The sequence below is a fragment of the Niallia circulans NBRC 13626 genome, assembly GCF_001591585.1.
In the GTDB taxonomy this organism is placed as follows: domain Bacteria; phylum Bacillota; class Bacilli; order Bacillales; family Cytobacillaceae; genus Niallia; species Niallia circulans.
Window position 1 is genome coordinate 36,431 of sequence record NZ_BCVE01000011.1, and the last position, 20,848, is coordinate 57,278.

At 34.5% G+C, this 20,848-nt stretch carries 22 protein-coding genes and 1 riboswitch; of the genes, 2 read left to right on the forward strand and 20 right to left on the reverse strand.

Going from position 1 to position 20,848, the window contains the following annotated elements:
* Positions 1-15: 15 nt before the first annotated feature.
* The 10 genes from BCI01S_RS14565 to BCI01S_RS14610 all read right to left on the reverse strand — a co-directional run bounded on the left by BCI01S_RS14565 (position 16) and on the right by BCI01S_RS14610 (position 11,594).
* Positions 16-999 (reverse strand): 2-keto-3-deoxygluconate permease, encoded by a 984-nt coding sequence (locus BCI01S_RS14565; RefSeq protein WP_047941563.1) that lies wholly within the window; start codon positions 997-999, stop codon positions 16-18.
* 153 nt (positions 1,000-1,152) lie between these two features.
* The gene (locus BCI01S_RS14570; RefSeq protein WP_061799626.1) at positions 1,153-2,850 is read right to left on the reverse strand and encodes a sigma-54-dependent Fis family transcriptional regulator; all 1,698 of its coding nucleotides are present in this window, start codon (positions 2,848-2,850) and stop codon (positions 1,153-1,155) included.
* Positions 2,851-3,442: 592 nt separating this feature from the next.
* Positions 3,443-4,405, reverse strand: a complete 963-nt coding sequence (locus BCI01S_RS14575) for a glycoside hydrolase family 43 protein (RefSeq protein WP_047941561.1) — start codon at positions 4,403-4,405, stop codon at positions 3,443-3,445.
* A gap of 192 nt (positions 4,406-4,597) precedes the next feature.
* Entirely contained in the window at positions 4,598-5,221 is a 624-nt protein-coding gene (locus BCI01S_RS14580) for a YesL family protein (RefSeq protein WP_047941560.1), read from the reverse strand.
* A gap of 3 nt (positions 5,222-5,224) precedes the next feature.
* Positions 5,225-6,493: an arabinan endo-1,5-alpha-L-arabinosidase gene (locus BCI01S_RS14585; protein ID WP_201781386.1), complete on the reverse strand. Its 1,269-nt coding sequence runs from the start codon at positions 6,491-6,493 to the stop codon at positions 5,225-5,227.
* Positions 6,494-6,509: 16 nt separating this feature from the next.
* Positions 6,510-7,346, reverse strand: coding sequence for a carbohydrate ABC transporter permease (locus tag BCI01S_RS14590; RefSeq protein WP_047941559.1), 837 nt, complete (start codon positions 7,344-7,346; stop codon positions 6,510-6,512).
* Between the two features lie 13 nt (positions 7,347-7,359).
* The gene (locus BCI01S_RS14595; protein ID WP_047941630.1) at positions 7,360-8,202 is read right to left on the reverse strand and encodes a carbohydrate ABC transporter permease; all 843 of its coding nucleotides are present in this window, start codon (positions 8,200-8,202) and stop codon (positions 7,360-7,362) included.
* 219 nt (positions 8,203-8,421) lie between these two features.
* Positions 8,422-9,756, reverse strand: coding sequence for an ABC transporter substrate-binding protein (locus tag BCI01S_RS14600; RefSeq protein WP_061799633.1), 1,335 nt, complete (start codon positions 9,754-9,756; stop codon positions 8,422-8,424).
* A 641-nt stretch (positions 9,757-10,397) separates the two neighbouring features.
* On the reverse strand, positions 10,398-10,922 hold the full coding sequence (locus BCI01S_RS14605; protein ID WP_047941557.1) for an NADPH-dependent FMN reductase: 525 nt from the start codon (positions 10,920-10,922) through the stop codon (positions 10,398-10,400).
* 54 nt (positions 10,923-10,976) lie between these two features.
* Entirely contained in the window at positions 10,977-11,594 is a 618-nt protein-coding gene (locus BCI01S_RS14610; RefSeq protein WP_047941556.1) for a superoxide dismutase, read from the reverse strand.
* Between the two features lie 256 nt (positions 11,595-11,850).
* Between BCI01S_RS14610 and BCI01S_RS14615 the strand changes: the two genes are divergently transcribed.
* Positions 11,851-12,510 carry a helix-turn-helix transcriptional regulator gene (locus tag BCI01S_RS14615; RefSeq protein WP_047941555.1) on the forward strand — a complete coding sequence of 220 codons (660 nt, stop codon included), beginning with the start codon at positions 11,851-11,853 and terminating at the stop codon, positions 12,508-12,510.
* Between the two features lie 92 nt (positions 12,511-12,602).
* On the opposite strand, the gene BCI01S_RS14620 is transcribed toward BCI01S_RS14615, so the two are convergent.
* The 3 genes from BCI01S_RS14620 to BCI01S_RS14630 all read right to left on the reverse strand — a co-directional run bounded on the left by BCI01S_RS14620 (position 12,603) and on the right by BCI01S_RS14630 (position 14,208).
* The gene (locus BCI01S_RS14620; protein WP_047941554.1) at positions 12,603-12,848 is read right to left on the reverse strand and encodes a YuzB family protein; all 246 of its coding nucleotides are present in this window, start codon (positions 12,846-12,848) and stop codon (positions 12,603-12,605) included.
* 308 nt (positions 12,849-13,156) lie between these two features.
* Positions 13,157-13,360 carry a hypothetical protein gene (locus BCI01S_RS14625; RefSeq protein ID WP_061799638.1) on the reverse strand — a complete coding sequence of 68 codons (204 nt, stop codon included), beginning with the start codon at positions 13,358-13,360 and terminating at the stop codon, positions 13,157-13,159.
* 368 nt (positions 13,361-13,728) lie between these two features.
* Positions 13,729-14,208: a methylated-DNA--[protein]-cysteine S-methyltransferase gene (locus tag BCI01S_RS14630; protein WP_061799641.1), complete on the reverse strand. Its 480-nt coding sequence runs from the start codon at positions 14,206-14,208 to the stop codon at positions 13,729-13,731.
* A 183-nt stretch (positions 14,209-14,391) separates the two neighbouring features.
* On the opposite strand from BCI01S_RS14630, the gene BCI01S_RS14635 reads away from it, so the two are divergent.
* On the forward strand, positions 14,392-15,783 hold the full coding sequence (locus BCI01S_RS14635; RefSeq protein WP_047941551.1) for an L-cystine transporter: 1,392 nt from the start codon (positions 14,392-14,394) through the stop codon (positions 15,781-15,783).
* A 41-nt stretch (positions 15,784-15,824) separates the two neighbouring features.
* Here BCI01S_RS14635 and BCI01S_RS14640 read toward each other — a convergent pair whose 3' ends face one another.
* The 7 genes from BCI01S_RS14640 to BCI01S_RS14670 all read right to left on the reverse strand — a co-directional run bounded on the left by BCI01S_RS14640 (position 15,825) and on the right by BCI01S_RS14670 (position 20,701).
* On the reverse strand, positions 15,825-16,523 hold the full coding sequence (locus BCI01S_RS14640; RefSeq protein WP_061799645.1) for a hypothetical protein: 699 nt from the start codon (positions 16,521-16,523) through the stop codon (positions 15,825-15,827).
* Positions 16,513-17,001 carry an RNA polymerase sigma factor gene (locus tag BCI01S_RS14645; protein WP_235844515.1) on the reverse strand — a complete coding sequence of 163 codons (489 nt, stop codon included), beginning with the start codon at positions 16,999-17,001 and terminating at the stop codon, positions 16,513-16,515. Before BCI01S_RS14645 ends, BCI01S_RS14640 begins: the two co-directional genes overlap by 11 nt.
* 152 nt (positions 17,002-17,153) lie before the next feature.
* A complete protein-coding gene (gene folE / locus BCI01S_RS14650) occupies positions 17,154-17,717 on the reverse strand; it encodes a GTP cyclohydrolase I FolE (RefSeq protein ID WP_047941547.1) in 564 nt (187 codons plus the stop codon).
* A 32-nt stretch (positions 17,718-17,749) separates the two neighbouring features.
* Entirely contained in the window at positions 17,750-18,478 is a 729-nt protein-coding gene (queE, locus tag BCI01S_RS14655; protein WP_061799649.1) for a 7-carboxy-7-deazaguanine synthase QueE, read from the reverse strand.
* Positions 18,471-18,953: a 6-carboxytetrahydropterin synthase QueD gene (gene queD, locus BCI01S_RS14660; RefSeq protein ID WP_061799655.1), complete on the reverse strand. Its 483-nt coding sequence runs from the start codon at positions 18,951-18,953 to the stop codon at positions 18,471-18,473. Before queD ends, queE begins: the two co-directional genes overlap by 8 nt.
* A gap of 4 nt (positions 18,954-18,957) precedes the next feature.
* Positions 18,958-19,617, reverse strand: coding sequence for a 7-cyano-7-deazaguanine synthase QueC (gene queC, locus BCI01S_RS14665; RefSeq protein ID WP_047941543.1), 660 nt, complete (start codon positions 19,615-19,617; stop codon positions 18,958-18,960).
* Between the two features lie 53 nt (positions 19,618-19,670).
* Positions 19,671-19,713, reverse strand: a riboswitch (PreQ1 riboswitch).
* A 106-nt stretch (positions 19,714-19,819) separates the two neighbouring features.
* Positions 19,820-20,701, reverse strand: coding sequence for a CPBP family intramembrane glutamic endopeptidase (locus tag BCI01S_RS14670; RefSeq protein ID WP_047941542.1), 882 nt, complete (start codon positions 20,699-20,701; stop codon positions 19,820-19,822).
* Positions 20,702-20,848 lie beyond the last annotated feature (147 nt).

Genomic DNA, 20,848 nt, shown 5'->3' on the forward strand with positions numbered 1-20,848 from the left:
GAACACATCCTTACCTTACATTTTGATACCTTGTTCCTCAAACTTATATCCTTTTTTTTCTAATCTTTTCACTAAGAAACCTACATAGATTGGAAGCAGTATTGCCGTGGTTACCACCGATGCGGCCACCTGTACTGTTGCAATATCGACCACTGACGCAAAACTAGCATTTGCAGCGGCAATTACAGCAGGTGTAGCAACCGCATTACCAGCTGTGGAGCCCTCAGCAGCTCCAACAATCGGATTCCATTTTAAAAGCTTGAACACATAGTAACCAGCAGTTCCAGTTACAAAAACGGTTAATAAGCCTAGAATAATACCAGCCAAGCCACCTTCAAGAATGGCAGAAAAATTGATGCCCATACCGAGAGAAAAAGCAAAGAATGGAATTAACATAGAACTTCCACTATCTAAGAAATCTCTCATTTTATCATCTAAATTACCTAATACCATCCCAACTATGATCGGAAGAAGCACAGAGATAAAAGAAGTAATAGAAAATAAACCGTCCACAAATCCCATTGCACCAAAAATGGATAGAGCAACCATTGTCAAAAATGGTCCATCATTAAGAGCTAATAAGGAATACGCAGCTCTGTCTTCCTTACTTCCGTATTGCCCAACTAAAGCAACAAATAATCCTCCATTACTGTTTGTCATAGCGGCAATTACTGCAATAGGAGCTAAACCAAACCAAAGACCATTATCTCCAGCAAATAGATACGCTAGTAATCCAAAGGCTGCACCAACAACCCATTTTGTGATTAATAATGTAGCCCCTTTCCCAACAGATACCCCAAATGACTTTACATTTATTTGCGCTCCCGTACACAATAGAAATAATGCAATTAAAGTAGATGATCCATTAACAAATAAAGCCTCTGTAAAATTCCCGATTCTGAGAAGGTTTGGAGCAAATGTATTTAATAGTGCTGCAATTAGCAACGGAACTACCATCATCCCTCCAGGAATCCGTTCTAACGTCTCTTTAATCTTCATAATTTTAACACTCCTTTTTATATGTTTCAATTTTAAATAATAAGTAATCGTTTACAAATAAAATTGTAACTGCTTTCAACTATTACCACAATAGAATTAGTATAAAACGTTGCAAAATGAAACAAAAAAATAAAATAAAAAAAACTGAAACTGTTATTGTTTCAGTTTTCTCCACAAAGTTGTTCGATTAATCCCGAGTCTTTCAGCAACTTTTGTTTGATTATAATGTTCTTCTTCCATGACGGCGTCAATAATTCTTTTTTCTATTTCCTCTAATGTACCTTGTAAATATTTATTATCCATAGTTTCCATTTTATTCAACCTCTCTCCAAGAAGCTGTTGTATCAACCCTTTCCCTATTACAAACCCTTTTTCTTCCTTAACAGCATCATGAATAAGTATATATAATTCTTCAACATTTCCTGGCCAAGAATAAGATTCCAATACTTGCCATGCATCTTCCTTTATCTTGATTGCTGAGGTGCCAAATTCAGAATGAAATGCAGTTAAAAAGTGGGTCACTAATGGTCTGATATCCTCTTTACGTTCAACCAAAATTGGTAAATCAACTCGGATAAATTCGAGATACGGAAGAGCAGTATACCCATTTATGCCTGACGTCTCCATCGCTATTATAATTGTGATGACATTATTGTAATTACTCTTTACTTTTCCAACAAATATCCTTAACTCTTCCAGGCTTAACATCTCTATTTCATTCAAATAAATCGTTTTTATATCAGGATCCAACTGTTGGTTCATATTTATAAATGCTTTGGCAGACATAACTGCTAAAAGACCATTTCCTCTATTTTTTTGGAAATGAATCCATTTGGTGATTAACTTTTTTCCTGTGCCAGATTTCCCAATAAGTATCCAGCCATTCCTGCTAAGATTACTTTGAATCTTTTCTATGCACCTCTTCATACTATCACTTTTAGAAAGGATAACGGGCGGAGTTGGTACATCTATAATATGTAAGGAGTTATCCAGTACTAAATCTTTCATAGAAGAAAAGGCAAATAAATAATGAAGTTCCCCTTCTATCTTTATAGGAACCATCATCTGTTTTACTCGTTTATGCTGATTCGTTTCAATGATATCTAATTCTTCTTTACTATCACTTTTTTGTTGAATGATATTTATCATTTTTTTGACCGAAAGCGGGGAATCACTAAATCGTTTCCAATTTTCATAGACAATATTTCCATCACGATTCATTACAATGACATCCGAAAACTGTCTCTCTATAATGGTTTGCATAATAGTCATTTGAAAACGCTGCTTTCTCAGCATTCGGTAGATGCTCTTCACTTCTTTAATGGCTTCAAATATTGCCTCTCTGCCTGATTGTATTAGTATTCCTTCTAGATTATATTTAGCGGCCGCATCACGAGTAATAACATCTCCAATAATTAATTGATATCCATCCATTTTCAATTGATTGACTAAAGGATCAACTTCAATAGCATCCTCGATTGTAAATACTTCAATAGGTATTTCTAACAAGTCCGTTATCGCCTTCGCGCCCATTGTAATGTTAGAAAAACCCACAATCGCTTTCTTGCCTGGATAATCATTTGCCAGGGTCAAGACACGGAGCATATCATAACCAGAAACATGTATGTCAACAACTGGAATAGTCACTTCTTGCTCTATTAATTGAGCAGTCCCCCCACGACTTATAATAACCTCAATGCCCTGTTTTTCAGCCTCCTTTGCAATTGGAATTGCTTCTTGAAGATTGGCCAATTCAATTTTCATATTAAGTTCAGGTTCTACTTTTATGCATTCTTCCATCACATGCTCCAAAGCAGGATAAGGAGCAATTAATAACGTTTTAATTCCCATTTTATTCACCTATTATTATTTATTACTTTATACATTGAAAGAATTATGTCTAGATGTCAAGTTTCGTTCATAATTTACTAGATACTGACAAGTAAATAGAAACTTTTAAAAAAACAAGTCAAGTAAAAGACAAGTTCCATGCCGCAACAGACAGTCTTACCTTCTAACTGAAGGATGCATATCTGGTCTTATACTTGAAAAGATTAGGATAATTAATGGTTAAAGACGGACAATCTCTATATTAATAATGAAACCAATTTGTTCCATTACATTACACTACAGACACACGTTGCGCTGGGAAGCAACCTTCTATGCTCCACCGTTATCTTTTATCCATACAAAAACCCCAGCTCTTGTGGTGTCCAATAATTGGGGTGCAGTTTAGTGACGCGGAGACTCAGACGTAGCCCCATGGGAAGCGAGGTGTATTCAGACTGCGTGAGATTACCACAAAGCTTCTTTCTTAAAATAAATAAAAAACCCAAACAATTATACGAATGTTTTTTAGTGTGTACGTATAATTGTTCGGGATTAAATTTAATTAATACTTATATCCCAGCCTTTTTCTTTTTTTAGACTCTTAGTATATCTCCTAATCCTTAATCGGTTTACCAAACACTGGAAGCCCATTCTCATCCCAAGTAAATACTTGTGCCCTCGCGTGGCGATCTGGATTATTCAAAGGATCTCCCTCTATTTCTGTATATGGTCTTGCATGATAGATAAGAACATCTTCCCTTCCATCTTCACTAATAGTAAAGCTATTATGTCCTGGTCCATATTGTTGATTCTCTGGGGCGCTGCTAAAAACTGGCTTATCTAATTTAGTCCAAGAATATCCATCTAATAAATCGGAATTTATATCGGCCCAAAGCATTCCCATGCAATAATTTTCATCGGTTGCACTAGCTGAATAGGTTATGATGACTTTTCCATTTCTAATCAACACCGCAGGACCTTCATTCACTAAAAATCCGATTTTCTCCCAAGAGTATTCAGGAATAGATAATAATAACTGCTTCCCTTTTAAGGTCCAAGGATTTTCCATTTCAGATAGATATAGATTAGAATTTCCTGGAATAGCCGGTTCCTTTTGTGCCCACACATAATAAAGCTTGTCGTGCAATTCAAACACAGTTGCATCTAAACTAAAACTTTCCTGAGCCGTTTTTACTTGACCCTTTTCAATCCATTTTCCAGTTAGAGGGTTTTCATCAGCGCATTCAAGTACAAACATACGATGCTGAAAAATCCCATTTTTAGGGTAATCATACTCTGCTGCGGCAAAATAGATGTACCATTTTCCACGGATAAAATGAATTTCCGGAGCCCAAATTAAAGAGCTTAATGGGCCTGTTGAATGAGCATGCCAAACAAATGCACTTTCACCATTTTTCAGCCCATTTAATGTTCTAGCTCTGCGGACTTCTATTTTCTGATAGCCAGGGACAGAACCAGTGAAATAATAGTAGCCATCTGTGTGTTTATATACCCAAGGATCTGCTCTTTGTAAAACAATTGGGTTGTTATAATGAACTGTCTTAACATTCGTCATCTTACTCTCTCCTTTTTATCCATTACATTTCAAACTAAAAAGATTATCTCCCATCAAATTATCCCATAACCATAGACGTGATTATCTTAAGACTTATCTGATTAAAAATTTAAGAACTGCAGATGTAATCACTTTCAATCTGCCATTGGTCTGATTTCCATCTAATAACAATTCCTTTAGCGTTCTATGTATCTATTCAAAACCTCTTATAATTCTTTTTTTGACTAATTCTCCTGATATGAACTTATCCACACATAAAAAATAGGTACTAATTAAAAATAGTGGTATTACAATACTATACTTATAAGCTACTGCTAAAAGTACTAACAAGAAGAGTAAACTAAATACTGTATGTAAAGGCAGTAATAATGGTAAACTCAATACTAATTTTGCTTTCTCCTTAAACGTACCATGCGTATATATGGCTATTGGAAATGTATAAAGAATAGTAGCCAAAACATAAATAATGAAACATAGAACTGGATAATAGAAAATAGCAGCCCCAACTGTCATTCCTCGTACCAGCTGTAAATCGATCCAAAGCACATATAATACAAGGAAATAAATGATTCCAACACCATTCATTTTTAGAAAGTTCTGCTTATATGCAGAAAAGTATTCCTTCGCAAGCTTTCTAAATGACGGAAAATCATTGAAAAACTCCTCTTTTCTAATTAGGACATTAAGGGCATAGGTAGCTGGAAAAATCCCGAAAATTCCAAGCCCAATTATACTCCCCATAATCCAAAGCAGATTAAGAATGATGACACTTAACAGCCTATCAAGAACGATCATCACTTTGTTTGACCACACCATAGATTACACCCTCTTTCCAAATATAGTATCTCCTGATTTTGTTAAACCAGAGAAGGCTATTGTCTCTATATTGTTTTTCCAATCCTTAACAGGAAAAATAACAAACTCAAAATTTCTATCCACAAAGGTAAACTGATTATCACCTAATGAATCAATCTTAGTTAGACTATCCTCTTTTAAAGAAAACCTTTTACTATGCTTAACTCTTCTGTCTTCATCAAAAGAAATATATTCCCAATCACCCAATAGATCCAGAACAGAATAATTGCGTGTTTCAGTATGATAGTAGTATTCTGGCGATACAACCGGCCAGCCGCTCATTAGCCAAAATAATTCCCGTATAAATCCATAATGATAGGGAGAAAATTCCTCTAAACGAACATGGTGAACCATAAATTGTTTATTCTTTTCGCTAAAAATGGAATTGTGACCTGGTCCAATCCAAGCAATATCATGTTCAAACTGATAGCTTCCCACTAACTTAACACCAATAGTATGTGGTTCATCCTCTGTATCTATCATATTTTTACCGTTCACATCCACGTAAGGACCAGTAATTTCTTTCGACCTCGCTACACGAATATTGTAACTATCATGCAAACTATCATAAGAAGTAAACAAATAATAATAATCAAATGTCGAATTGTAGATAATAAAAGCGCCTTCTATCGCACCTTCTACTTCTTTTGGTCTTATTGCAAGCAATGTTCCATAACCATCATCAGCAACCGGCATCCCTGTTTCCATATTAAGTCTGACAAGGTAAATGCCTCCAAAGAAGGATCCATAACAAAGCCAGTACTCACCATATTTATCTATTACTACATTTGCATCTATCGCATTATGGGTTGCAATTTCTGGATTTGTTTTAAGTACAATCCCTTGATCACACCACGGTCCTTCTAAATGGTCAGCAGTAGCTAATCCAATACAAGAAACCGTACTCCCAAAAGTGGAAGCGGAATAATACATATAATAGCGACCTTTATAGTTAATAACTTCCGGGGCCCATAAGCCTAATGCCTTGGACCACTCTTTAGCCTCTTTAGGAACAGCCTTTAACGCAGTTCCAACATAATCCCAGTGGATTAAATCCTTTGATTTTCTAATTTGCGCCCCCTCAGTTGGCGCATTATCGATATGTGTATCGGTTGAAAACATATAGTAGAAATCATCTTCTTTGATAATCGTAGGGTCATGGGTTCCCAAGGTTCCCCATCCGTATGATTCTATTAATTCTAAGCCCTGTTTTGTTTCTTCTTTCATTTTCATAGCTTGGTCCTCCTGTTTACCCTTTCACACCTGATAAGGCAACTGATTCAATAATCTGTTTTTGAAATATCAAGAATACGATTAATACTGGAAGTAAAGAGACAACAGAACCTGCCATAATCAATGGATAATCCGTTTGAATAGCATAAGTTGCTTTTAAGTTTGCAATTACTACTTGTAATGTTTGTTTCTCTGGACTATTTAGATAGATTAATGGTGCTAAGTAGTCATTCCACACACCCATGAACCAAAGAATAAATTGTGCCGCTACCGCCGGACGAATAACAGGAAAAATCAATTTAAAGAAAATTTGAAGGTAACCCGCTCCATCCACCTTTGCTGCTTCAATTAACGAATAAGGCACATTGGTTAGATATTGACGAAGGAAGAAAATCATCGTAATATTTCCAAATAAACCTGGCACAATTAATGGTAATAGTGTATCTACCCAACCCATTTTAGAAAACATTACGAATTGGGGAATCATAATGATTGGATAAGGAATCATAATAGAAGCTAATAAAATTAAAAATAATGTATTTTTAAAAGGCATTCTTAGTTTCGCAAAAGCAAAAGCAGCCATACTAGATGTTATGGTACCAATAATAGTTACGGTTAAAGAGACAATTATAGTATTTTTAAGTCCGTATCCCAAAGTATCAAGCTGAAATAATTTAATGTATGCATCAAACTGGAAGGGATCTGGTATCCATTGTGGCGGTAAGGCAAATACACCAGTCTTGTCTTTTAATGAAGTAGTAATCATCCATAATAATGGTCCAATCATAAACAGAGAACCAATGGTGAGAATGAAATAAATAAATATATCTGTTATTTTCCTTTGCTTTTTCATGCTATACACCCCCTTAATCCAAACTATAATCTGATTTTCTATTAAAATAGAATTGAATAACAGTTACGATAAAGATAAAGATAAATAAAATTAGTGACATCGCTGAACCATATCCCATTTGATAATATTTGAATGCTTTTTGCCATACATACCAAACAATAGACGCGGCACTATAAGATGGTCCGCCAGTCGGGGTCATAATGTTAATTTCAGTAAATATTTGGAATCCGCCAATTATATTTGTAATAACTAAGAAAAACGTTACCGGTTTAACCATTGGCCATGTGATACTTTTAAATTTTTGGAAAGAATTTGCACCATCTAGATCAGCTGCTTCATAATAGGTTTTCGAAACACTTTGAATTGCCGCTAAATAAAGCAGCATCGAATAACCTAACCCTTTCCATACTGCCATAAGGATAATTGCTGGTTTAACAGTTGCAGTATTTTCTAACCAGTTTGGACCCTTAATTCCAAATAAATCCAAAAATTGATTAATCAATCCAAAATCTCCATTATAAGCCCATGCCCACATTATAGAGATTGCTGCAAGAGAAGAGATAACAGGGATGTAGTAGATTGTTCTAAAAACAGTAGTCCCTTTCAGCCCCCTGCTCAAAGCCATTGCGAGCAGCAATGCCAATCCTAATCCAATAGGAATTCCTATCATATAAAAAACTGTATTATAGAGAGTTTGATAGAAATATTCATCTTGAAATAGTTTAATAAAGTTATCTAAGCCGACAAAGTTCATTCTATTCAATCCATTCCAATCCGTAAATGATGCATACACAGAATAAGCAAATGGATAAACAGAAAATAATAGAAATCCAATAATTGGAGCTGCCACAAACATCAGTGCAACTCTATGCTCTTGCTTATACAAGTTACTAGTCTTACTTTTAGGTTTTATTTTCGGATTTTTATTCTTTTCACTGTTTGTAGCTATAACACTGGACATATGCTCACCTCTTTAGCAATTAAAGGGTGTCTTAAAAGAAGAGAACCTCACAACAAGTTTTACTTAAAATTGGTGAGTTCTCCTCTTAGTAAAAAGACATCCTAGTATTTTAGTTTATTTAGACATTTTTGCTTGTTCATTGGCCTCATCTAAAAGCTTTTGCATTTTAGGCTGTATTTCTTTTACAAAATCGGCTGCAGTCTGTTTCCCTTGCATTACGGGAGTAATATTCGACCAGAATTCATCTAACCATTGGGAGTTATAGGTAGCGAAAGTTGGGTATGGAACACCATAATCTCGAACAATATCTAAAAATTCTTTCTTATTATTTGGAACCGTTTCTGTATCGCTAGCCCATTCTTCAGCCATATCAATTAAATTCGGAATTTGCACTTTAGCATCTAATAATGTTTGTTGGGCATTTTCATCAGCAGACAAGTAAATGGCCAATTCAGTCGCTAAATCGGGATATTTTGTAGTCTCTGAAACTACTAATCCCAGGGAACCAACATATGCAACAGATTTACCTGTTGTACCAGATGGCCACGGCATGAGATCGTATTCAAAATCTAGTTTGGCATATGTACTCATATCCCATGGACCAACTGGGAAAAATGCTAATTCGCCATTCATCCATCTTTGGTATGTGTCCAATGTTTCAGCTTGTGAAGCATTTGGTGTTGTATTATATTTATTAGTTAAATCGGCAAGGAACTGCAAAGAACTTGCAAACTCTGGTGTGTCAACTGTTACAGTATCTCCAGCATCATTTAAAAAGGATGCACCATTACTATAAGCAAATGATTGCAGAGTCCACGTGGCATTAAAACCGCTTGCCCATTGATCAACTTCGCCATCACCATTTGTATCTTTTGTTAATTCTTGACTAATTTTTAAGAATTCCTCCCAAGTATAGGCTTTGTCTTTATCTGGCAACGGAATTCCGGCTTCTTCAAACATGTCTTTATTATAACCTAGCGCAAATGGACCGATATCTTTTGGTAATCCATAAAGGGCACCCTTACCAGGAGTTTTCCCATCATAGCGATAGATGTCTACACCAAATTTCCAAATACTATCTAAATCAAAATCTGCATTCTCAACTTCTTCTGTAATATCTTTAATGATGCCATTATCAACATAATTTGCGATACTTCCAGAATCAAGATAAAAAACATCGGGTACATTCCCACCGGAAACAGCAGCAGATAATTTAGTAGCATATTGATCTGCATCTGTATTAATGATTTTTACCTTCACGTCCTCATGCGAATCTTCAAACTTTTTAATCGCTGCTGTATAAGCCGTTTTCTCATCTGGCCCTCCTCTAAACATAAACGTGATTTCTTTCTTCCCATCCGCATTACCGTTACTGCTACTTGAACATGCACCTAAAAGCAACATACTGAAAATCACAAAACTTGAAAGTAATATTTTTACTTTTTTCATTTTATATTCTCCCCTATTTTTAATTTCTTTTATAAAACAAAAAGGATAATACTAATCTGCATTTCTATCACTTTAAGCGTAGACTTACTTTGTTCTCTTTATGTAGCATTTAATTTAGAATTACTTTCATTTTCACCAACGTATCAACAGTTTATTTGTTTTTGCATTCCTCCTCATCTCCCTTTTTATATGACACTATGATACAACTTAATAGCAAAAGGCGATTTTTACAAAGTTTGTTGTTATTACAGATAGCCTCTCGTTGTGTGGAATTCCCCCAAAATAGAGAACAACATTTTTATAAAACACCCTTTAAAAATATATCTTATAAGTTATTTATACAATTATCTGTAAGCGTTGTCAATAACTTTTATATAAACTTAGATATATTTTTCAGACATTAAATTAACATATTTATTAATCTAATTCATCACATAGTTAACCACCTTAACAAAGTTAATATTTGCATTAACCTTACACTTTTCATTACATAATTATTAACAAGTATATTTAAAAATTTGAAGAAGTGATTTTTTCTTGCAAATTGGATTTTTGAGAAACAGTGTGCTCTTTAATAAGTAAAAAAGACAGACCTGCTACTTCGCAGAATCTGCCTTTTTAGGACATTTCTAAATGGATAACTAACGTTGTAAATAAATAATTTCCTCAGCCAGTTTAATCATTCGCTCTTTGACCTCTTTGTCGATAATTTCATTCTCCTCATCAAAATAGTCATTATGCACAAACACATTTTGCACGGTAATCAATGCTTTAAAATAGGTAAGAATCGGCTTTAATTGATGTTCCATTACAAGAAAATGTTTATCCGTACCACCTGTGATAACCATTCCCGCTACTTTCGTTTTAAATGCATCGACTGGTAGATGATCAAAGAGATTTTTTAATACCCCTGAAATAGAGGCTTGATATACTGGCGTTCCAATCACAAGAGCATCTGCACTCAAAATAGTATTGACCACTTTAATGGTATCATCATTATAATAACTTAATGGCGCTCCATTAACAAATTCGATCTCATACTCTCTTAAATCAACTAATTCTACTTGAATCGTTGGGTCAAGTGCCTTGGCAGCAACTAATACTTCATTTACTGCTTTAGCTGTTTTGGAACCAACTAATGATCCAGAAATCCCTACAAGCTTCATAGTATCCTCCAAGCTTAAAGATAAGCATGAACCACTTAATCTTTGTCTATCATATTAATTATTATTCGCAAATTTATCCGCAACTACACTCCAATTAATAATAGAGAAGAAATTGGAAATGTATTCAGGTCTTCTGTTTTGGTAATTTAAATAGTAAGCATGCTCCCATACATCCAATCCTAAAATAGCGCGTTCGCCATTCATAATTGGATTATCTTGGTTTGGTGTGCTTGTTACTTTTAAGCTGCCTACTTCGTCCACAACCAGCCAAGCCCAGCCAGACCCAAATCGAGTAGTAGCAGCAGCAGTAAATTGCTGCTTAAATTCATCGAAGCTTCCAAAAGCTTTATTAATTGCTTCTGCTAATTCACCAGAAGGTGTATTCACACCTGAAGCTGGTGCAATTACTTCCCAGAATAAGGAGTGGTTTAAGTGCCCGCCACCATTGTTTCTTACAGCAGTTCTGATTTGTTCTGGTACCTCATTCAGATTGCTTAATAACTCTTCTAAGGATTTTGCTTGTAATGCATCCTGACCTTCAAGAGCAGCATTTAAATTATTAACGTATGTCTGATGATGTTTTCCATAATGAATTTCCATCGTTTTCTGGTCAATATGTGGTTCTAAAGCATTAAATTCGTATGATAAAGCTGGTAATGAATATGTAGTCATTGGTATTTCCTCCATTTTTTGTTTTTTATACTTTTTGGTTTAAAAAGTATATTTAAACAATAAACCATCCATAATAAAAAAGCAATTACTTTATTCTAAATTGGTGGATGTTTTTTTTATTAACTAAGCTAATCTTATGCACTGACTCTTGTACAAGTAACTACTTTCAACATTTTATACTTTCTGGTATAATTAATTTCTATACCTTAAAATTATTTAGATTTTTTTCTCCAATGAAATAGAATGGAGGTTTAAAATGGTCCCAACACAAAAAACGACAAAAGATAAAATTCTGCATCTTCTTAAGAAAGAGGGCTCCTTAACGGTAAACGATTTTACCGATCGTCTAAAAATAACACATATGGCTGTGCGAAAGCACTTAACAATATTAGAAAAAGATAATTTAATCCAATCCGAATTTATCAAACAGCCAATGGGCCGACCTATTCAAAGCTTTACATTGGCGGAAAAAGCAGAACATTTTTTCCCAAAAAGTTATGAAGGAATCAGCATCGATTTATTACACGACATTAAAGAACTTTATGGAAAAGATTCAGTTCAGCAATTATTCAATAAACGGGAAGAACGTCTAACAAAAGAGTATATTTCACGTATGGATGACAAAGATCCTGCTGAAAAAATGCAAGAAATGATTACTATCCAAAATGAAAAAGGATATATGGCCGATTTAACAAAAGTGGACGACCATACTTTTGAAATAACGGAATATAATTGTCCTATCCTCGAGGTAGCGAAGGAGTTTAAAATAGCCTGTAGATGTGAGACAGAAATGCTCAAAAAAGTTCTCCATGCAAAGGATGTTACGAGAACATACTGCCGAACAGAAGGAGACAATCACTGTAAGTTTGTCGTAAAGTTTGTTTCCCAGCATGATTCCTCGTTCGTAGTATTGTAAGGCTTTTTCTTAGAAAAAACTTAAACTAATAGGAAAAGGGAAGTCATCAAGAAATTAATTCTTAAGACTTCCCTTTTCTAGTATTTCTTCTATTAAGCAAATACAGCTAATTCTGCTTCAATTTGTTTCATTATTAATTCAAGACATTCCTCAGTAGTTTTTGCAAAAATTCTTTTTCCGTTTACAATTGCATAAGGACGTTTTGCACACATTCCACAAAAGGAAAGACAGCTGCTTTCAATCACAGCTACTTCTGGATATTTAGATTCTAGTATTTCTTCTAAATTTATTGAAGTGATCAAACTTCCATCACAAATTTCTACAACTACAATCCCCATTTGCTCGTTCCTCCCTTTTATTTTACAAACAATATATATAAACGATTATTTTTATGGACCAAAGATATAAGGAAAAAACTAAATCACACTTTATAAAAGTTTTTTATACCATACAGTATAAAAAACAAGTATATACATTTAATCATTTTCTATATAAAAATGCAAGTAAAGAAGCTCTCCATAATTCTGATAGACTAAGAATAAAAATACTCCTTTACAGCTGTTATATTATGTATTAACAAGTTTTTTCATCAGCTGCCAAGGAGTATGTCACTACCAGTATGAATTTACAGGTGAATTTTTTCTATTTATCCCCTAAAAAATTTCTTGAACTTTTCCAACTCTTCCTTACTATACGTTTTTGTTTTATCAAAATAAGGATTATCTTCAAGCACATTTTTAGGATCTACATTTGTCTTAATCGATACACTTGTCTTATTTGAATCAGCTTCCATCATATTATCATTTATTTGGCCAAAATCAGACATATTCGCTCCCTTTTGTTCGTTCATCCAAATCACTCCTTTTTTTATAAGTTTTACAGAAAGCAGAAAATTATTCTCTTCCATTAACATCTATATTTTAGCGAACAAAAAAACATCTCGCTAAAAAGAAATAATATTCTGAAAAAAAGTTCATTACTTCACAATATTTGATTTTGAAATCGTTTTCATTTATAATGTAAATTAGGTTGGATAACATTAGTGGTTATCACTGTACACAGCGTAGGTGGAGCTGGTACTTCAATAGAGCTTTATTAGTTCTAAATGAGAAGCAGAAAAGTATCCGATTCAATAAGAATCGGATACTTTTCATTAACCTACAAAATAAACATTAGCTAAAGGAAAAGTCCCCCGTTTATGGATTATGTCTTGATTTATTATATGGTGTTAGTTTTCCATTTCTGCTCATGTCTAAGCAGCCATTCCTTCCGCCATAAACCACCGGCATAACCAGTCAGCGTTCCATTCGCTCCTATAATTCGATGACATGGAATGACAATGCATAGTTTATTTCTTCCATTCGCACTTCCCACTGCACGAACTGCTTTTTTGTTACCGATGCTGCTTGCAATATCCTTATATGATCCCGTTGCCGCATAGGGAATATGAGTTAAAGCATTCCATACCTGTCTTTGAAATGGAGTTCCACCCATTTCAATTGGAAAAGAAAAATTATGACTTTTCCCACTGAAGTAAGCATCTAGCTCCTTATAGCATGTAATTAAAACCTGAGGTGTCTGATCATCTATCTGGTTCTCTGGTGACTCTTTCTCTGAAAATAAGATAGAATAGATCGCCTTTTCTGTTCCAATTATCTCTATTACTCCAATTGGAGATTGATAATCTAGTGCAAACATCCTATCCCCCCGAAAAACTATTTTCTATTATTTTAACAGAACAGTATCATTTTGCTTCATAAAAAACATTTTTATTTTTTCAAAAATCATATTTACAAATGAGGAAAATAGTGTTAGTCTTTTAAAGAATTTACGCAATCCCTATTTAACCTATAGGAATTACAATAAAAGGAGGACATAGCATTGAACCTTTTTGCTATTTTAAACATTATTATATTACTTATTTTGCTTAGTGTTCTATTCTATATGCAAAAGAAACATATATCCTTCTCTAAACGCGTGTTTACCGCTTTAGGACTGGGTGTATTATTTGGAGCAATTTTACAATTATTTTTTGAGCCGACTTCAGAAGTAATCACGGTTACGAATGATTGGTTCGGTTTAGTTGGAAACGGATATGTAAAACTACTACAAATGATTGTTATGCCACTAGTCTTTATTTCTATTGTGGCTGCCTTCACAAAGTTAGAAAAATCAGCTAACCTTGGGAAAATTAGTGGTCTCGTAATCGGAACATTATTACTAACAACAGCTATAGCTGCAGGAATCGGAATCGCCTCTGCTGCAGGTTTTGACTTAAAAGCAATTGATGTAAATGCTGGAGATGCTGAAGTACTTCGCGGACAGCAACTAGAAGAATCTTTAGGGGAAGTCCAAAGCACAACTGTACCACAGAAAATTCTTAGCTTTTTACCAGCTAATCCATTTCAAGATTTAACTGGTGCTAGACCAACTTCTACTATTGCGGTAGTAATTTTTGCGGCATTCGTTGGAGTTGCATTCCTAGGGATTAGAAGAAAAAATCCAGAGCAAGCAGCTTTCTTCCAAAAAATTGTTGAATCATTACATACAATAGTGATGCGAATTGTAACATTAGTACTGCGATTAACTCCATATGGTATACTTGCGCTTATGGCAAAAACAGTTGCAGGAAGTAACCTTGATGCAATTGTGAAGCTAGGAAAATTTGTTATTGCGTCCTATGTTGCCTTAATTGCAATGTTTATTATTCATTTAATTATTCTTGCGATTATGGGACTCAGCCCAAAACAATATTTAAAAAAAGTTTGGCCTGTTCTTACTTTTGCATTCACATCACGTACAAGTGCAGGAACAATGCCATTAAATATTGAAGCACAGAAGAATAAATTAGGTGTACCTGAATCCATTGCTAACTTCTCTGCATCCTTCGGGGTTTCAATTGGCCAAAATGGTTGTGCTGGTATCTATCCTGCAATGCTTGCAGTCATGATTGCACCAACACAAGGAATTAATCCTTTATCCCCATCTTTCATTGCGACATTAATTATTGTCGTTATGATCAGTTCATTTGGAGTTGCTGGAGTGGGTGGAGGAGCAACATTCGCAACATTGATCGTTCTCTCTACTTTAAACTTACCAGTAGCATTGGCTGGGGTATTAATTTCTGTTGAACCATTAATTGATATGGGGCGCACTGCTCTAAACGTAAGTGGATCAATGGTGTCAGGTGTTGTAACAAGTAAAACACTTGGTGAATTAGATACAAAACAGTATCAGTCGAATGAAATAGATACTAGTGAGAATATGGCATAATAAAAAGGCAAAGCTCCTTCTAAGGTGCTTTGCTTTTTTATTTATTTCAACTCTAATTCATTAATAAGATCAAAATATTCAATCATCATCACTTCTATTTTATGTTCTTCATTTAAATTAGCTTGCCCAGTAATTGTTCCAACATTTGCTGTACTACTGCCTTTTTTCTTATATTCTATTTTTGCCGTAAAATTGTATATAATCTCATCAGAACTGGTCTTTTCATAATTAATATCCAATACTCTTAAAGTGTAATGATTTTTCGCAGGTTCATTCCATATTACGGACCCATATCTTGAAACGTATTCAACATACGCTCTATCACTTGCAAAATACTCTTTAAATAAATCCTCTTCATATTCGCTTAAGCCCTTTATTTCTCCCTCTTCTTCCGAACTCGTATCATTCATTATTTTTAACCAATTCTCATCAGGTCCTGTAAAGTTATTTGTTATAACAGCTTCAATTGTTTTTATATCTGCTGCTTCTTTCATTGAAATACCGTCACTTGGATTTTGTGCTGAATCTGAAGATATTAAACTTAAGCCAAGCGGAATTAATATAATGATAAACGCAGCTACAGCTATAACCGGAAAAAGTTTCGAAAAAATTCGTCTTTTCTTTCTTGTTACAGAAATCTGTGTCCATAATTCTTCTTTTAATCCTTTAGGTATATTAATGGAGTTATATTCCTTCTTTATCTGCTCCTTTAATCTTTCATTTTCTTGATTATTCTTCAAGCTTACTTTCACCTCCAGAGTGATACTGTCGATATATTTTCTGTTTCGCTCGGTATATCCTTGATTTAACTGTTCCTAATTTAAGGGAAAGTAGATTAGCAATTTCTTTTTCTGATAAACCATCCAAATATTTTAATATTAATATTTGTTTGTATTTTGGTCGTAAATCAGCTAAATAATATTCTATTTCATCTCTCTCATCATTAAATTCATTCGTAGTTGAAATATAGTTTTCTTCTTCAAACATATGTGTTGATTGTCTATTGTTTTTATTATATATATCAATAGCAGTTCTTGTAGCAATAGTAGTTATCCAAGCACTTAACTTTGAATGATCATTTATTTTCCCTAAATTTTTAAATACTTTTATAAAGGTATCATGTGTTGCATCTTTCGCTAGTTCCTCATTTTTCAGGATGTAAAAAGTTGCTTTATATACCTTTTCAAAAAAGTATTCATATATTTCCTTCTCATTCATTTTCGTAATATTAACCACCTCCCTTTATACTTTAAGACCAGTTTATCAACCAAAAAGTTCCCCTTTTCTTATAAAAAATGTAAGTTAATTTAAATAAATTCCAATAAAAAAATCCTGCTCTCACAGGATTTTTAATAAATACTAGCTTTATCTTATTTAATCAACGCAAATACTTCTGCGCGTTTATCACTGTCAGTCTGAAAAACACCTCGTACAGCTGATGTAACTGTTTTAGCACCAGGCTTTTTCACTCCACGCATGGTCATACACATATGCTCTGCCTCTACCACGACCATTACTCCATGGGGCTCAAGTGTTTCCATCATAGTATCTGCCACAGTGGACGTTATTCGTTCCTGAAGCTGAGGACGTTTTGAAACAGCTTCTATTGCTCGAGCAAGCTTACTTAACCCAGCCACTCTTCCGCCTTTCGGGATATAAGCAACATGCGCCTTCCCGTAAAAAGGGACTAAGTGATGCTCGCACATGGAGTAAAAAGGAATATCCTTTACTAATACCAATTCTTCATGGTCTTCATGAAAAATCGTTTCAAAATACTCTTTTGGATCGATGGTAAGACCAGAAAAAACCTCTTCATACATTTTCGCTACCCGTTTTGGAGTATCCAATAATCCTTCTCTATTTGGATCTTCTCCAACTGCTTCTAATAGTAAGCGAATAGCCTCCTCTATTTGAGGAGTATTAATTTTACTCATTCTAAAATCCTCCTAAAATCCTTCCCGACTATCTACACTCCACGCTTATTTCCCCAAATATACGTATGTAGCTGTGGAAGTACCTTCACATTTTTGAATTGATGATCAAGCATGGTTTTATCAATCAACCACTCATACTTCGCCAATAAATGTTCGACTAATTTAGTATCATCAGTCGTTTTATTATCTTCATTCCCAACTTGTAAGAAAAAAGGAATATCAGGATAACGCAAATGCACTTTTTTGGCATAGTTGTAATCTTCATCAGAAAATACAACAACTTTTAAGCTAATATGAGTACTTCGATTAGCATTTCTTAATCTTTGCACAATCGAATCCAACATGTCAAAATCCGTATTCATTTTAGAACTTGGCGGCTTAGGAGAAATAGTAAGTTCATCAATATCTATAAACCAATCTTGCCATTTGCTCCCTTGTGTCTCAAGCCCAATCTTTATTTCCTTTTCCTTTAATAAATTTACCAGAAAGGAAAGATTTTTCAAGAGGGCCGGATTTCCTCCTGAAAGGGTGACAAAAGAAAATCCGTCTCCACCTAGTCGAACTAGTTCCTCCCATATTTCCTCTGCTTGCATTTGCTTAATCAGCTCTTTTCCGCTGCCATCCCAAGTAAAGGCAGAATCACACCAAGCGCAGGAATAATCACAGCCAGCTGTTCTGACAAACATCGTTTTTTGGCCAATGACCATTCCTTCTCCTTGTATCGTTGGTCCAAAAATCTCCATGACAGGTACTTTACTCACTCTCCATCCACTCCCTTCTCATTTCTGCATAACTAGTAGGAGTTTCATAGAGACGAACAAATTCTACTCTCGCCCCATTATCTGCTTGCTTTATCTCATCTTTATTCAAAGCCTCTTCCATTTTTTCAAAGATCCAATATACTATATTCTCTGCTGTTGTATTCATTGGTGGAAGAGTTTCATTCAAGTAGCGATGATCTAAGTAAATTTCAATCTCGGTTTTCCATATTTTTTTAATGTCACCAAAGTCTATCATTAATCCTCGGTTATCTAAATATCCACTAATTCCGAAAACTACCTTGTATGTATGTCCATGAAGATTCATACATTTTCCTTCATAAGCATGCAGGTGATGTGCTGCATCAAAGGTAAACTCTTTACTAACCATAACACGTTTGCAATGATATTTTAATTGCTTAGAGGAAATATCTTCCCCAAATTTTTGCAGTCTATCTACTATTCGAAAGTCATGCATTCTCTTATAACCCCTTTCGAACAGCGAGATAATCATTTAATCCCTTTTTACGCAGCTTACAAGCAGGACATTCTCCACAGCCATCTGCCACAATTCCGTTGTAGCATGTTAATGTTTTTTCACGAACAAAGTCAAAGGCACCTAACTCATCCGCAAGGCCCCATGTTTCTTCCTTATTTAACCACATAAGTGGAGTATGAATGACAAATTGGTTATCCATGGAAAGATTTAACGTTACATTCAATGATTTAACAAAGATATCGCGACAGTCTGGATAGCCGCTAAAATCTGTCTCACACACACCTGTTACAATATGTTTTGCTTGTATTTGACTTGCTAATACACCAGCAAACGACATAAACAATAAATTTCGTCCTGGAACAAATGTGGAAGGCAGCTCTCCTTCCTTGCCATCTTCGACTGCAATATCGTCTCTTGTTAAGGCATTTGGCGCCAGCTGATTTAGCAGAGACATATCAAGAATATGGTGTTTAATGCCAAGCTCTTCGGTGATTTTCTGTGCACATTCAATCTCTGTAATATGTCTTTGATTATAGTCAAACGTTACAGCTACTACTTCTTTGAAATTTTTTATAGCCCAAAATAAACAAGTAGTGCTATCTTGACCCCCACTAAATACAACAACCGCTTTTTCGTTTTTCATTTCGCAAATCTCCTTCATATCGAAAAAACAGCACTACTAAGAAAGTAGTACTGTTTTTCTTAGTTTTTTAAAGAGGGTAGCTAGAACCTCCACCGTCGAAACGGATTTTATTATGCTATTATGCAGCTCGATTTATTATAACGCATATTCCTCTATTATTCTATGACAATATTGATTAAAATCTAGACAAAGTATATTAAAATTATCTTTTCATAGTAAATAGTTTGGTAACAATAAACCCAATAATGATCATAATTGTTGCTAGAAAACCACCTTCTAACCCAAAAGAACCACCTGTTAGCCAATCATTTCCCACAGAAACATCTATTCCGTATAGCCCGTAGGGAGTGGTACCACTAACTGGAAAACCAAACACATTTCCTTGGAAATAATTCCACGTTATATGATAACCAATTGGCATCCATAGGCTTTTCGTCTTATCATACATATAAGCAAATAAAAGTCCTACAAGAAAAATATTGATAATTCCAAGAGCCGCTACATTTGGATTTAATAAATGAGCTATCCCAAAAATTAATGATGAAACGATATATACTACCAATTTTGAATTTCCATTATCGGTAAGTGTAGACATAATATAACCTCTGAAGGTCAATTCTTCAGAAAAACCGACTAAAATAAAAAACAGTAGATACAAAATGGTATAGGTTGAAAAATCCGGTGAACCAAGTGAATTAGCCATCTCTATATTTTGGGTGAATAATAGAATAAAAAAGATAATGACGATAGACAATGCGCCAAGTCCTAACCCAATAATAAAATCTGGAGAAAGCCTTTTAAATCCCATTTCTGAAATTCTCTTCTTATTAACAAACTTCCATAAAAGACATAATACTGCAATACCGCCAATTAATCCTAACCCCTGTGCCAAAAGCGAGAGCGGTGAACCGTCTAATACTTGATCAATCATCTCATCAGAAAGATTAGGGTGAATTTGTGATTCAATTATGATAGCAATAATCATACCTGGCGCTGATAGCAGCAATTGTGCTATCGTAGTAGCCAATAAGGCCAACAAAATAATCCATCCAGATCTTACCTTGCCCAACTTATTTTTGAACATATTCCCCTCCACTTTTTACCATACTTAATTTAAAAATTCTCCTTCTCATTATATCTATTTCTTTTTGGAAAATATATGCTTTTATTCGTTAGGATAAATAGAAAATGAATCTCTAAAAAAATCAGACCATTTTTTATGATTCTTACT

Coding starts and splice junctions, on each gene's coding strand:
- BCI01S_RS14565 (WP_047941563.1), bottom strand. CDS start 999: ATGAAGATTAAAGAGACGTTAGAACGGATTCCTGGAGGGATGATGGTA.
- BCI01S_RS14570 (WP_061799626.1), bottom strand. CDS start 2,850: ATGGGAATTAAAACGTTATTAATTGCTCCTTATCCTGCTTTGGAGCAT.
- BCI01S_RS14575 (WP_047941561.1), bottom strand. CDS start 4,405: ATGACGAATGTTAAGACAGTTCATTATAACAACCCAATTGTTTTACAA.
- BCI01S_RS14580 (WP_047941560.1), bottom strand. CDS start 5,221: ATGGTGTGGTCAAACAAAGTGATGATCGTTCTTGATAGGCTGTTAAGT.
- BCI01S_RS14585 (WP_201781386.1), bottom strand. CDS start 6,493: ATGAAAATGAAAGAAGAAACAAAACAGGGCTTAGAATTAATAGAATCA.
- BCI01S_RS14590 (WP_047941559.1), bottom strand. CDS start 7,346: ATGAAAAAGCAAAGGAAAATAACAGATATATTTATTTATTTCATTCTC.
- BCI01S_RS14595 (WP_047941630.1), bottom strand. CDS start 8,202: ATGTTTGTGGCAGCTCCAATTATTGGATTTCTATTATTTTCTGTTTAT.
- BCI01S_RS14600 (WP_061799633.1), bottom strand. CDS start 9,756: ATGAAAAAAGTAAAAATATTACTTTCAAGTTTTGTGATTTTCAGTATG.
- BCI01S_RS14605 (WP_047941557.1), bottom strand. CDS start 10,922: ATGAAGCTTGTAGGGATTTCTGGATCATTAGTTGGTTCCAAAACAGCT.
- BCI01S_RS14610 (WP_047941556.1), bottom strand. CDS start 11,594: ATGACTACATATTCATTACCAGCTTTATCATACGAATTTAATGCTTTA.
- BCI01S_RS14615 (WP_047941555.1), top strand. CDS start 11,851: ATGGTCCCAACACAAAAAACGACAAAAGATAAAATTCTGCATCTTCTT.
- BCI01S_RS14620 (WP_047941554.1), bottom strand. CDS start 12,848: ATGGGGATTGTAGTTGTAGAAATTTGTGATGGAAGTTTGATCACTTCA.
- BCI01S_RS14625 (WP_061799638.1), bottom strand. CDS start 13,360: ATGAACGAACAAAAGGGAGCGAATATGTCTGATTTTGGCCAAATAAAT.
- BCI01S_RS14630 (WP_061799641.1), bottom strand. CDS start 14,208: ATGTTTGCACTAGATTATCAATCTCCAATTGGAGTAATAGAGATAATT.
- BCI01S_RS14645 (WP_235844515.1), bottom strand. CDS start 17,001: ATGAATGAGAAGGAAATATATGAATACTTTTTTGAAAAGGTATATAAA.
- folE (WP_047941547.1), bottom strand. CDS start 17,717: ATGAGTAAAATTAATACTCCTCAAATAGAGGAGGCTATTCGCTTACTA.
- queD (WP_061799655.1), bottom strand. CDS start 18,953: ATGCATGACTTTCGAATAGTAGATAGACTGCAAAAATTTGGGGAAGAT.
- queC (WP_047941543.1), bottom strand. CDS start 19,617: ATGAAAAACGAAAAAGCGGTTGTTGTATTTAGTGGGGGTCAAGATAGC.
- BCI01S_RS14670 (WP_047941542.1), bottom strand. CDS start 20,701: ATGTTCAAAAATAAGTTGGGCAAGGTAAGATCTGGATGGATTATTTTG.